The following is a 13,175-nucleotide window of genomic DNA, read 5'->3' on the forward strand; positions in this document are numbered from 1 at the left end:
CCATCACTGGGAGATTCATATGCGTCTTGTTTCTACACGGGTTGCGGCGGGACTGTGTGGCAGCCTTGTTCTGGCCATGAGTGTTCCAGCCAGCGCAGCAGTCGATGCCAAACTGCTAGAAATGCTCAAAGCCAACGGTTCCATTTCTCCAGCGCAATATTCCGAGCTGCAAACCGAGCTCGCCAGCGAGAAACAAGCCCAGCAAGAAGCCGTTGCCAATCAGGTTAAAAAATCTGACTTGACCGCCTTCGAGCAAAAAGTGGCGTGGGCGTCCAAGACCCAGGTCAAAGGTGACGTACGTGTGCGTTACGAAGATGTGAACGGGGATGGCGCCGCCAGCGACCAGGACCGGGGACGTGTCCGCGCCCGTGTCGGGTTCTACAGTGAAATCAACCCGCAAGTCGATGCCGGTGTACGTATTGCGACCGGAAGCAGCGACGACCGCCGCTCGACCAACCAGAGCCTCGACAACTACTTCAACAAGAAATCGCTGTGGCTCGACCAGGCGTATCTGGATTGGCACCCTACCAATATCAAAAACCTGCATTTGATCGCCGGTAAAATGAACCAGCCCTGGGTCAACGAAGGCGACATCATCTGGGATAGCGACATCAACCCAGAAGGCCTGGCTGCCACCTACAAGTTGCCGGTGGGCAGCGGCGACACCGAACTGTTCGGTAGCGCCGGCTACTACATCCTCAAGGACAACGTCGATGGCGAAGGCATGGAGTTCAAGCACGACCTGAACATGTATGCAGGTCAACTGGGCGCGCGCTTCGCTCCCTTTGACGGCACGAAGGTCACCTTGGGCGGCAGTATCTATAGCTTCGACGGTGATGACAGCCCGGCAGCCCGTGCCGCGCTGGCCGTCAACGGCAACACCAGCACCCAGTTCCGTCTGTATGAAGGCTTTGGTCAGGTCGACCTGAGCAACCTGCCGGTGCCGGTGTCAGCCTATGGCCAGTATGTGGTCAACGACCGTGCCGCCACCGATGGCGACACGGCCTGGTTGCTGGGCGTGAAGACCAAGCTGGGCAAGTTCGTCGCCAACGGCTATACCGGCTCCCGTGGCCACAAGTTCAAAGTGGGTTATGAAATCGACAAGAACTTCTCGGTCGGCGCCGCGTACCTGATGGCCAAATCGGATACCGCAGCAAAAGACCGTACCGATGCGGACATCAATACGCTGCAGGTGGATCTCGAAGCCAAGTTCTAAGGCTTTATCGCTACAGGAAAGACCCCGCAAGGCGCTGGTCCCATCCAGCGCCTTGCGTTTTTTTGCGCGTTAAAAAACGCGAGCCGCACTCAACGCTTGCGCAAAATCACACTGCCGATCGAGTAACCGGCGCCAAACGAACTGAGTACCGCCAGCGCACCGCTCGCCAGATCATCCTGGTAGGTGTGGAATGCGATCACGGAGCCTGCCGAACTGGTGTTGGCGTAGGTATCCAGAATCACCGGGGCCTCTTCGATCGATGCCTCACGTCCCAGCAGGCGCTTGACGATCAAATGGTTCATGCTCAGGTTGGCCTGGTGCAGCCAGAAGCGCTTCACATCCGCGACGTCGATGCGGTTTTCCTGCAAATGCTCGGCAACCAGCTCGGCGACCATCGGGCATACATCGCGGAACACCTTGCGGCCTTCCTGCACGAACAGCTTGTCCGGGCTGTCGGCCGCTTCATCAGAGGCACGGTTGAGAAAGCCGAAGTTGTTACGAATGTTGTTCGAGAAAGTGGTCAGCAGTTTGGTGCTGACGATATCGAACTGGTGCTCGGAGGTTGCCAGATCGGCGCGCTCGACGATCACCGCGGTGGCCGCATCACCAAAAATGAAATGGCTGTCACGGTCACGGAAATTCAAATGTCCGGTGCACACTTCAGGGCTGATCAGCAGTACGGCGCGGGCCTGACCCAACTGCACGCTGTTGCTGGCGGTCTGAATGCCAAAGGTCGCCGAAGAACAGGCCACGTTCATGTCAAAGCCAAAGCCCTGGATGCCCAGTGCCTGTTGCACTTCAATGGCAACCGCCGGATACGGCCGTTGCAGGTTGGAACACGCCACAATCACGCCGTCGATGTCGGCAGCCGTCTTGCCCGCTCGCTCGAGTGCCTGCTTCGCGGCGCCCACTGCCATTTCGCACAGCACCGACATTTCATCATTTGAACGCTGGGGCAGACGCGGGCGCATGCGCTGCGGATCAAGGATGCCTTCCTTGTCCATGACAAAACGGCTTTTGATGCCCGATGCTTTTTCAATGAACGCAGCGCTGGACTCGGCCAGAGGCTGGAGGTCACCCGCCTCGATCGCTGCCGCGTTGTCCGCATTGAACTGTTGCACATAGGCATTGAAAGACTGCACCAGCTCTTCGTTGGAAATGCTGTTGGCCGGGGTGTACAGGCCGGTGCCGCTGATGACGACGTTATGCACGGTCGTTCCTCTATATCTGTTCAGGCAGAAAATATTGGCACAAACGTGCCACATCATAAAAAGGCCGTTCCCCGATCAAAGGATGAAAAGCCCTGAGTCATCTTGCTATCAAGTAGTTATAGCCGCGAAGTTTGCCATAAATGGCAAGTTTTAGCGTCATCTGCACCTGTTGGCGACAAACACCCTGCGGGCACCGGATATTTGTCACCAACGAGTGTGGTTAGGCGTCTACCTGACTCCACTGCTTGCTCAAACGCTTATCCGAAATCGGGACCTTGGTGCCCAATTGCTGACCGAACAACGACACCCTGTACTCCTCAAGCCACCAGCGATAGAGCTCCAGTTGCGGATCCCGCTTGCCTTCCTGGGCATGCTTGGTGGCCCGTGCCTGGTATTGAGCCCACAGGTTGCTCAGTTCGCCGCTCCAGACCCGATCCTTTTGAACCTGTCCTGGGAGTTTTTCCAGGCGCATCTCAATCGCCTTGAGATAACGCGGTAACTCCTTGAGCCAGACCGCCGGGGTTTCCCGTACAAAACCGGGATAAACCAGATGGCTCAGCTGTTGCTTGATGTCGTTCAGGGCCACGGCCTGAGCCAGGTCAATCTTGCCCTTGAAGCGCTTTTGCAGACCGTGCCACAACTTGAGGATATCCAGGGTCAACCTGGCCAGTTTTTCGGCGTGTTCAGTCCAGGCGCCCCGTTTGCGCTCGGCCAGCGAAGCCAGGCCGGCACCATCGCGCGGCAACACCGCTTCGCCTTCAAGAATGCAGCTGTCGAGGCTGGCCAGCAGGATGTCCTCTACCAAACTCTCAACCCGACCCAGCTCGCGATACAGCAGCCCTAGCTCGGTCATGCCCGGCAATTTACCGCGCAGAAATTTCGCCGTCTCGGCCAATTGCTGCATCAATAACCGCTGCAAGGCACGTCGATGCTGGTATTCCGCTTCGGCCGGGGTCGAGAAGCGCCCTTCCTTGACCGTATTGCCCTCTTCCACCAGCGCCGGGTAGACCGTCATCGACAACCCGGCAATCTTCTGCTGGGTTTTCTCGGCCACCGGAGCAAATACCTTGGCCTCGACCGGCTGCTGACTCCTGGCTGTTTGCGGCACCGCCAGTGCGGCCTGACTGGCTTGGGCAAAGCGCGCGGTCAACTCGGCCAGATCGCGCCCTTCACCGAGGAACTTGCCGTCAGCGTCGACAATCTCCAGGTTCATTTTCAGGTGGTTTTCCACCTGCTGCGCGGCTTCCGCCCAGGCCTCGTCACTCACTCGCGCCCCGGTCATGCGCAGCAACTCACGGCCCAATGCCTGGGGCAAGGAGCCTTCGGCAAATTCCAGGCGCTGCAAGGCGGCTTTGACGAAGTCCGGCACCGGCACGAAATTTTTGCGCAAAGCTTTGGGCAAACTGCGTACCAGAGCGATGCATTTGGCTTCAATCATGCCTGGCACCAGCCACTCCAGACGTTCCGGAGGCAACACCGAAAGCAAAGGTGCTGGCACCTTGACCGTTACCCCGTCACGAGGGTGATTGGGTTCAAAGTGATAGCTCAGCTCCAGGGTCAGATCACCCAGGTGCAGAGTGTCCGGGTAATGCCGGGCGGTGATTTCGGTGGCCTCGCGGGCCAGCACGTCCTCTTCGCGCATGATCAACAGCTGCGGGTCTTTCTGGCTGTTAACCCGGTACCAGCTGTCAAAGGTGGCGGTCTGATGAATCTCTGCCGGCAGGCGAGCGTCATAGAACGCATAGAGGGTTTCTTCGTCGGCCAGGATGTCACGGCGGCGGGCCTTGGCCTCCAGCTCGTCGAGTTGTTCCAGCAACTGCGCATTGGCCGTCAGGCATTTGGCCCGCGACTGAATCTCGCCGCGCACCAGCCCTTCGCGGATAAACAGCTCGCGGGACAGCACAGGATCAATCGGCCCGTAATGCACTGCACGCCGACCCACCACGATCAGCCCGAACAGGGTGATTTGCTCATAAGCCACCACTTGTCCGCGCTTCTTCTCCCAATGCGGTTCAAAGTGGTTCTTCTTGATCAGGTGCCCGGCCAGCGGCTCGATCCAGTCCGGCTCGATCTTGGCCACCATCCGTGCATACAGCTTGGTGGTTTCGACCAGTTCGGCGGTCATCAGCCATTGCGGACGTTTTTTGCCCAGACCAGACGAGGGGTGAATCCAGAACCGGCGCTGGCGGGCGCCCAGGTAATCGCCGTCTTCGGTCTTCTGCCCGATCTGACTGAGCAAACCTGACAACACCGCCTTGTGCAGCTTGGGGTAATCGGCCGGCTCTTTATTGACCGTCAGCTGAAGGTCGCGGCAGATCAGGCTCAATTGCCGGTGAGAGTCGCGCCATTCACGCAACCGCAGGTAATTGAGAAAGTTCTTGCGGCACCAGTTACGCAGCGGGCTGGCCGTCAGCGCCTGGCGCTGTTCTTCAAAGCCGCGCCAGACATTGATCAACCCGGCGAAATCCGAGTCTACGTCTTTCCATTGTGCGTGGGCTTGATCGGCCGCTTGCTGACGCTCGGGCGGGCGTTCCCGCGGGTCTTGCACCGACATCGCACTGGCGACGATCAACACTTCCTGCAAGCTGCCGAGTTTGGCGGCTTCCAGCAACATGCGCCCCATCCGCGGATCAACCGGCAAGCGGGCCAATTGGCGGCCCAGCGGTGTCAGTTGATTCTCGCGGTTTACCGCCGACAGCTCTTGCAGCAGATTAAAGCCGTCAGTGATGGCCTTGCCATCCGGCGGCTCGATAAACGGGAAGGCTGTAATCTCGCCCAGGCGCAGGTGCAGCATTTGCAGGATCACTGCCGCCAGGTTGGTGCGCAGGATCTCCGGGTCGGTAAATTCCGGACGCCCGTTGAAATCTTCTTCGGCGTACAAACGCACGCAAATACCCGGCTCAACCCGGCCGCAGCGACCTTTACGCTGATTGGCACTGGCCTGGGAAATCGCCTCGATCGGCAAACGCTGAACCTTGGCCCGGTAGCTGTAACGGCTGATCCGTGCCGTACCGCTGTCGATCACATAGCGAATGCCCGGCACGGTCAGCGAGGTTTCCGCCACGTTGGTCGCCAGTACCACGCGGCGCCCCGGGTGCGACTGAAAGATGCGCTGCTGTTCGGCAGGCGACAGTCGCGCATACAAAGGCAGGATTTCGGTGTGCTTGAGCTGCGCCTTGCGCAACATGTCGGCGGCATCGCGAATTTCCCGCTCACCGGGCAAAAACACCAGCACATCCCCCGGGCTCTTGCGCTCGCTACGCTCAAATGCAGCGATCTCATCGAGGGTGGCGATGATCGCCTGATCGACGCTCAAGTCCTCTTCGACGCTGTTGCCCTCTTCGTCCTGCTCGGAGGTCAGCGGTCGATACCAGGTTTCGACCGGGAAGGTACGGCCCGAGACTTCGACGATCGGCGCATCATTGAAGTGCTTGGAAAAACGCTCCAGATCGATGGTGGCCGAGGTGATGATGACCTTCAGGTCCGGGCGCCGCGGCAGCAGGATTTTCAGGTAACCCAGCAAAAAGTCGATGTTCAGGCTTCGTTCGTGGGCTTCGTCGACGATGATCGTGTCGTAACGCTCCAGATAGCGGTCGTGCTGGGTTTCAGCCAGCAAGATGCCATCGGTCATCAGCTTGATCAGGGTATTGGAATCGCTTTGATCCTCGAACCGCACCTGATACCCGACCAGCGCGCCCAGGGGCGTGGCCAGTTCTTCGGCCACCCGGCTGGCAACACTGCGGGCGGCGATTCGCCGGGGTTGTGTGTGGCCAATCAGGCCATGCTGCCCACGACCGATCTCAAGACAGATTTTCGGCAACTGGGTGGTTTTGCCCGAGCCGGTCTCACCGGCCAGAATCAGCACCTGATGCTTGAGCAAAGCGGCCTTGATTTCATCGCGCTTGGCGGCAATCGGCAGGTTTTCGTCATAACGAATCAACGGCACACTCGCCGCCCGCGCCGTGACCTGCGCGCACGAAGCCTGCACCCGTTCAGCCCATGCGGCCAACTTGGCGTCGTCAGGCTTTTTGCGCAGCTCATGCAATTGACGCCGCAACTTGTGGCGGTCGGCAATCATGGCTTGATCAAGGTTTTTCAACAGTTGGTCGATAGCAGGCGATTCGTCAGTCATCAGGTGCGCAAAAGTCTTCAAAAATGCAGGGGCCGGATTGTCGCAGATTTAAGCGCTTATGCACGAATCTGTAGGAACAGGCAGCACCTATCCCTTACGCCGATACGGAAACACGTCAATCACCTTGCCTGCGGTAATTGCCGCCTGCAGGCCTTTCCAGTAATTGGCATCGTAGATCTCACCGTGCAGTTCGCTGAACAGGCGGCGCTGACCGGCGTCGGCGAACAGGAACGGCGGGAACTCTTCAGGAAACACGTCCAGCGGCCCGATGGAATACCAGGGCTCACTGGCCATTTCATCTTCAGGGGTTCGAGGCTGCGGAATGTACCGAAAGTTGGCTTCGGTCAAGTAACAGATTTCGTCGTAGTCATAGAACACCACGCGGCCGTGGCGGGTGACGCCGAAGTTTTTCAGCAGCATGTCGCCGGGGAAAATATTGGCCGCCGCCAATTGCTTGATCGCCAGCCCATAGTCGTCCAGCACTTCGCGGGTTTGCGCGTCGCTGGCACTCTCCAGGTACAGATTGAGCGGGGTCATGCGCCGCTCGGTCCAGCAATGGCGGATCAGCAGCGTGTCGCCCTCGACGACCACTGTTGAAGGGGCCACCTCGAGCAATTCGGCCAGGCAATCAGGGGCGAACTTGCTCAGCGGGAAGCGGAAATCTGCGAATTCCTGGGTGTCGGCCATGCGCCCTACCCGATCGACATGCTTCACCAGCCGGTACTTTTCAATCACCGTGGCACGGCTGATGTTTTTCGACGGCGAGAAACGGTCCTTGATCAGCTTGAATACCGTGTTGAAGCCCGGCAACGTGAACACGGTCATGACCATGCCGCGAACCCCTGGCGCCATGATGAAACGGTCGTCAGTGGTGGCCAGGTGGTTGATCAGGGCACGGTAAAATTCGGACTTGCCGTGTTTGTAAAAACCGATCGAGGTATAGAGCTCGGCGATGTGCTTGCCGGGCAAGATACGCTGGAGAAACCCGACAAACTCCGCCGGCACAGGTACATCCACCATGAAGTACGAGCGGGTGAACGAGAAAATGATCGACACTTCAGCTTCATCGGTGATCACCGCGTCTGCCTGAATTCCCCCGCCTTCACGGTGCACAAACGCGATGACCAGCGGCCACTGCTCATCCTGGTTGTAGAGCCGCCCAACGAGGTAGGCTCCCTTGTTTCGATAGAGCGCAGAAGAGAACAGCTCAAGGTTCAAGCCTGGGTCTTTGCAGACCCAGTCCGGCAAACTGTCCCGCAGCTGCCCTTCAAGTCGACGCAAATCCCCCGGCAAATCGGCGTAGGGTTCACTGAACCCGTAATCGGCGCAAATCTGCGCCAGGGTGCGACTCAACTGACCGGCCGGACGATAAGTGCGGGTCTGCGCCGCACGGGCCTGACGCTGCAGCGGGCGTGTGGTGTGGATAAACATGCAGCGGTCGCTGATCAGGTCATGGCTGAACAGGCTGCAAAAGATCGAGTTGTACCAGGTCTCGGCCAGCTCATCGTCAAAGCGCAGGTCAATCAGGCTGATGTAGGCACGCTTGACCTGCGGCCAATGCACCGCATTCAACAAGCCCTTTTCGGCGAATGTCGCCTGCAAACGCTGGTTGAGCTGATTGACCTTCTGCTCATACAGGTTGATCCGTGCCGCCGACGCGATCTGCGCTTCTTGCCATAATGCGCCTTCAAAACGGGCCCGGGCGCCATCAGTGATGTGTCGAAACGGCTCACGGTAATCATCGAAGCCTTCGAGGATCATGTGTGCAATCGCTGCTGCCGGCCAGGACTGGGGCATTGTGAGACCTCCACACGACGGTAGAAGAGCCGTGGATCGACTGAGCTTAGTGGCCCGGTGTCAAACCACGCAACCATTGCCATGTGCGCAACATCCCCTACACTGCCCGGCTCAAGCTCCCGCTTAAACCAGCAAGGAAACTACGTGAAACTCGTCGATATCATGCGCATGCTGTCACTGGCAGGCATTTGGGGTGCCAGCTTTCTGTTCATGCGGATTATCGCTCCGGTTCTTGGGTCCATTCCTACTGCTTTTTTTCGGGTCTCCATCGCCGCCACCGGCCTGGTGGTGATCCTCGCGCTGATGCGCGTGCGCTGGAACTTCGGTGGCAAATTCAAAGTCGTGTTGATCCTCGGCGTCATCAACTCCGGACTACCCGCCACGTTGTATTCCGTGGCCGCACTGGTGCTGCCGGCCGGCTACTCAGCGATTTTCAACGCAACGACCCCGTTGATGGGGGTATTGATCGGTGGGCTGTTTTTCAGCGAAAAACTCACCCTGACCAAAATGAGCGGCGTATTTCTGGGGCTGCTCGGGGTGGGGATCCTGACCCGCGCCGGCCCTGTGGCATTCGACATCGACCTGCTGATGGGGGCTCTCGCTTGCCTGCTGGCCACCACCTGCTATGGCTTTGCCGGCTTTCTGGCACGCCGCTGGCTGGATCAGCAAGGTGGTCTTGATCCGAGACTCTCGGCCCTGGGCAGCATGCTGGGCGCCACCTTGTTTCTATTACCGTTGTTCGGGCTGAGCCTGATCAATCAACCGCCCGCCAGTTGGGGCGGTGCGAGCGTCTGGCTGTCGTTACTGGGCCTGGGGCTTGTCTGCACGGCATTCGCCTACATTCTGTACTTCCGTTTACTGACCAGCATCGGTCCGGTCAAATCCATGACCGTGACCTTTATGATCCCGCCTTTCGGCGTGCTCTGGGGCGCCCTGTTTCTGGATGAACCGCTGTCGATGGCGCATGTCTATGGCGGGCTGCTGATTGCCGTGGCGTTGTGGTTGGTGTTAAAGCCGGCAACGCCGGACAAGCAGATTGCATGATACCGGGGGGTGCAGCGCACCCCATCGCAGCCTTCGGCAGCGGCTACAGAACCCCCAAAATCCGTAGCAGCAGTCGAGCGGAGCGAGGCCGCGTCCGGGGGTTTACCCGCCCGCCTTCAGGTCCTGAGCCGTCAAATGCCGTGACACATCCAGCGGGCAGGTACACCCGGCTTTACGACGGCTACGCCGCCGGGGCGTGCGGCCTATACCGTTTTGCGGAACACGAACATCAATCCAATGATGATCATGGCCATGCCCAGCACACTCAACGCTGCCAGCTTATTGCCAAAGACCAGGTAATCCATGATCGCTGTCACGGCAGGCACCAGGTAAAACAGGCTGGTGACATTCACCAGATTGCCTTTGGCGATCATCCGGTACAGCAATAAGGTCGCCAGCACCGACACCACCAGCCCCATCCATAACACCGGTACGACAAAGCCGACGCTGTGCTCGAAATGAAACGGCTGGAACGGCACAAACACACCGCACGCCAACAAACCGGCCAGATATTGCAAAGGCAAGGTGCCCAACGGGTTCTCAGTGATGCGCTTCTGCATCAAGGTGCCCAGCGTCATGCTGGCCAGCGCCAGCACCGCAAAGAGCATTCCGAGCCACGACAGGCCCGCCAGTCCGATCCCCTGATACACCACCAGAATCAACCCGGTCAGCCCCAGCACCAGCCCCAGGGAGCGACTCCATGAATGGCGGCGCTCCATGATCACCGCCGTCAAAATCGGCTGCACCCCCATCACGGTCGCCATCACTCCCGGCGTGACCTTGAGGTCCAGGGCCAGTATGTAAAAAATCTGATAGGCGCCGAGCAGCACAACCCCGGTTAACAGCGCATATCCCAGGGTGTGGAGGCTGCGAGGCCGTTTGAATTTCATCAAAGGGGTTAACAGCAGCAGTGCCAACAGGGCAATGGCAAAGCGGATCAGCAGAAAGGCAAAGGGCGAAGCATGAGCCAGCCCCCATTTGGAGAAAATGGCGCCACTGCTCCACAGCAGTACAAACAGGCTCGTGGAAGCAGCCGCCAATGCGGACTCTTTAGAAATGGAAAACATGGACAACACCTGTCATCAGACAAAAAGCCAACTCAGCCGGGGCTGAAGTTCAGTATTTTTCAGACGGGTACGGGCAGCTGAATGATCAGCTCAGCCCGTAACAACACCCGGTGGCGATACGACGACGTACACCACGGTGCTGCTGACAGGAGGGGGATAGTGACTGATCTGCACAGGCTGCTGGATCCCGCACGGCACAACACCAGCAGAGACTGCTGATTTGACGGTACCGTGGATAAGGGAAAGTGGCATGTGCTGATCTTTCTTGAAGATAAGGACGTGAGCACCAGGCTCATTGAGCGCCAACTATAAACAGCGCTCAACACAAATTGCAACAACTTAACCGAACAACCAGCGCCACAGCAGCACCAGTACGATCACCGCCAGCACCGGGCGCGCCACACGATACAGTTTGGGGTGACGACGCTTCCATTGCTTGACCACGCCACTGAAGCGGTCGCTGAAGGTTTTGCTCCAGGCATACGCCTTGTTGATCCCGCCGACGCGCTCGTCATCGAGGTTTTGCGGAGCCGTCGCCTTGCCCAACTGAGCACTGACCCAGCGATTGATGCGGGTCATCAGGCGACTGGTCAGTGGACGTTCCACATCGCAGAACAGAATGACACGGGTGATGTCGGTTTCGTTCTTGACCCAGTGCACGTAGGTCTCATCGAACATCACATCCTGACCGTCGCGCCAGGCATATTCCTCGCCATCGACGAAGATACGGCAGGCGTCGGAGTTGGGGGTCGACAAGCCCAGGTGGTAACGCAGGGAACCGGCAAAAGGATCGCGGTGCGGATTGAGGTGGCTGCCCCCTGGCAACAGGGCGAACATTGCACCCTTGACGTTAGGGATGCTGTTGACCAGTTCAACGGTTTTTGGGCACAGCAACTCAGCCGAAGGCAGGGCCTTGTCGTACCACTTGAGGTAAAAGCGCTTCCAGCCCTTCTTGAAAAAAGAACCGAAACCGGCGTCATTATTCTTTTCGGCGGCGCGAATATAGCCTTCATCGAACAGGTGCATAGCCTCTTCGCGGATCGCCTGCCAGTTGTCCTTGAGGACGTCCAGCTCAGGGAATTTGCTGCGGTCCAGATAAGGTTTGGACGGGACACCCGAGAACAGGTACATCAAGGCATTGTAGGGCGCGAAGAATGCGGAGTGGTTGACGAACTGGCGTAATACCGGCAAGCGCGCCTTGCCGCGCAAATGCACGTACAGGATGCTGCCGACAAACAGCAGTATCAGCCCTGCCTTGATGGCGAAGGATAAGGTCATGCAACAACTCCTTGAAAATAGGCCTCTTGCCGCGTGCCGGTGCTGTACCAATAGCCCGACATGGCAGCCGGCCATGATAAACACTACCGGCCCGGGACAAAACCCGCCGGATCCAACATTCATTGTTAAGGATTACGTAACAACGAAAATTAGCATGCGTAAACCTGAAGCCGCTTGATGCACATCACGTAACTGCCCACAGCAGTCGTCGAGTGGAGCTGAGTCGGTCTATGCTCCACCCGTTAACGGCTACGGGATCTACAGGGTGATTACTGCTGCAGCTCCTGCTCACTGAACATGTCGCTGAACAGCATGCTCGACAGATAGCGCTCGCCCGAGTCCGGCAGTATCACGACTATGGTCTTGCCTTGCATTTCCGGGGTTTCGGCCATGCGTACAGCAACGGCCATGGCCGCACCGCACGAGATCCCGCACAGGATGCCTTCTTCCTGCATCAGACGCAGGGCCATGGCCTTGGACTCTTCGTCGCTGACCAGTTCGACTTTATCGACCATCGACAGATCAAGGTTCTTCGGCACAAATCCGGCGCCGATGCCCTGGATCTTGTGCGGTGCGGGCTTGATTTCCTGACCCGCCAGGGCCTGGGTAATCACCGGCGAGCCTTCAGGTTCTACTGCCACCGACAGAATCGGCTTGCCCTGGGTCTGTTTGATATAACGCGAAATACCGGTAATCGTACCGCCGGTCCCAACGCCCGAAACCAGGACATCGATGCCGCCATCGGTATCGTTCCAGATTTCCGGGCCGGTGGTTTTTTCGTGAATCGCGGGGTTGGCCGGGTTTTCGAATTGCTGCGGCATAAAGTACTGCGCAGGATCGCTGGCCTGGATTTCAGTCGCCTTGTCGATGGCGCCTTTCATGCCTTTGGCCGGCTCGGTCAACACCAGCTCGGCCCCCAGCGCCTTAAGCACCTTGCGGCGCTCGATACTCATGGACGACGGCATGGTCAGCATCAGCTTGTAACCACGCGCTGCGGCAACAAAAGCCAGACCGATACCGGTGTTGCCCGAAGTCGGTTCGATAATGGTCATGCCCGGCTTGAGTACCCCGCGGCTTTCGGCGTCCCAGATCATGTTGGCGCCAATCCGGCATTTCACCGAGTACCCGGGGTTACGCCCTTCGATCTTGGCCAGAATAGTCACACCACGGGGTGCGATACGGTTGATCTGTACCAGGGGCGTGTTACCGATGGAGTGCGCGTTGTCTGAAAAAATGCGGCTCATGGCGGGGGTCCTTAATGCACCGTTTAGGAAGGCTTCAAGGGTAGGCCTCGTGCTCACATGCGTCCAGTCATGCTGTGACGCGCCATTCAGAGACTGAATACCGCGTCTGCGTTCACGCCAGACAGGCAGCACGTTATAGTCGGACATCCGTTTAAACATTTCCCGCCCTGCCTTGCAGGTCGGGGT

8 protein-coding genes are annotated in these 13,175 nt (G+C 58.4%); 2 read left to right on the forward strand and 6 right to left on the reverse strand.

Annotated features, from left to right (window positions below; genetic code table 11):
• Positions 1 to 19: 19 nt before the first annotated feature.
• On the forward strand, positions 20 to 1,216 hold the full coding sequence (locus tag DQN55_RS15055; RefSeq protein ID WP_074702967.1) for a putative porin: 1,197 nt from the start codon (positions 20 to 22) through the stop codon (positions 1,214 to 1,216).
• Positions 1,217 to 1,305: 89 nt separating this feature from the next.
• Here DQN55_RS15055 and DQN55_RS15060 read toward each other — a convergent pair whose 3' ends face one another.
• The 3 genes from DQN55_RS15060 to aceK form a co-directional block, all read right to left on the reverse strand.
• Positions 1,306 to 2,427, reverse strand: a complete 1,122-nt coding sequence (locus DQN55_RS15060) for a beta-ketoacyl-ACP synthase III (RefSeq protein WP_048382957.1) — start codon at positions 2,425 to 2,427, stop codon at positions 1,306 to 1,308.
• 220 nt (positions 2,428 to 2,647) lie between these two features.
• Positions 2,648 to 6,559: an ATP-dependent RNA helicase HrpA gene (hrpA, locus tag DQN55_RS15065; RefSeq protein WP_048382956.1), complete on the reverse strand. Its 3,912-nt coding sequence runs from the start codon at positions 6,557 to 6,559 to the stop codon at positions 2,648 to 2,650.
• Positions 6,560 to 6,646: 87 nt separating this feature from the next.
• A complete protein-coding gene (aceK, locus tag DQN55_RS15070; RefSeq protein WP_048382955.1) occupies positions 6,647 to 8,356 on the reverse strand; it encodes a bifunctional isocitrate dehydrogenase kinase/phosphatase in 1,710 nt (569 codons plus the stop codon).
• A gap of 144 nt (positions 8,357 to 8,500) precedes the next feature.
• Between aceK and DQN55_RS15075 the strand changes: the two genes are divergently transcribed.
• Positions 8,501 to 9,400: a DMT family transporter gene (locus DQN55_RS15075; RefSeq protein ID WP_048382954.1), complete on the forward strand. Its 900-nt coding sequence runs from the start codon at positions 8,501 to 8,503 to the stop codon at positions 9,398 to 9,400.
• A gap of 203 nt (positions 9,401 to 9,603) precedes the next feature.
• On the opposite strand, the gene DQN55_RS15080 is transcribed toward DQN55_RS15075, so the two are convergent.
• The 3 genes from DQN55_RS15080 to cysK all read right to left on the reverse strand — a co-directional run bounded on the left by DQN55_RS15080 (position 9,604) and on the right by cysK (position 12,989).
• Positions 9,604 to 10,467 carry a DMT family transporter gene (locus tag DQN55_RS15080; protein WP_048382953.1) on the reverse strand — a complete coding sequence of 288 codons (864 nt, stop codon included), beginning with the start codon at positions 10,465 to 10,467 and terminating at the stop codon, positions 9,604 to 9,606.
• Positions 10,468 to 10,806: 339 nt separating this feature from the next.
• Positions 10,807 to 11,745, reverse strand: coding sequence for an aspartyl/asparaginyl beta-hydroxylase domain-containing protein (locus tag DQN55_RS15085; protein WP_048382952.1), 939 nt, complete (start codon positions 11,743 to 11,745; stop codon positions 10,807 to 10,809).
• A 269-nt stretch (positions 11,746 to 12,014) separates the two neighbouring features.
• Positions 12,015 to 12,989 carry a cysteine synthase A gene (cysK, locus tag DQN55_RS15090; RefSeq protein ID WP_048382951.1) on the reverse strand — a complete coding sequence of 325 codons (975 nt, stop codon included), beginning with the start codon at positions 12,987 to 12,989 and terminating at the stop codon, positions 12,015 to 12,017.
• Between the last annotated feature and the right edge of the window lie 186 nt (positions 12,990 to 13,175).

Origin of the sequence: Pseudomonas taetrolens (assembly GCF_900475285.1) — a bacterium.
GTDB classification, from domain to species: domain Bacteria; phylum Pseudomonadota; class Gammaproteobacteria; order Pseudomonadales; family Pseudomonadaceae; genus Aquipseudomonas; species Aquipseudomonas taetrolens.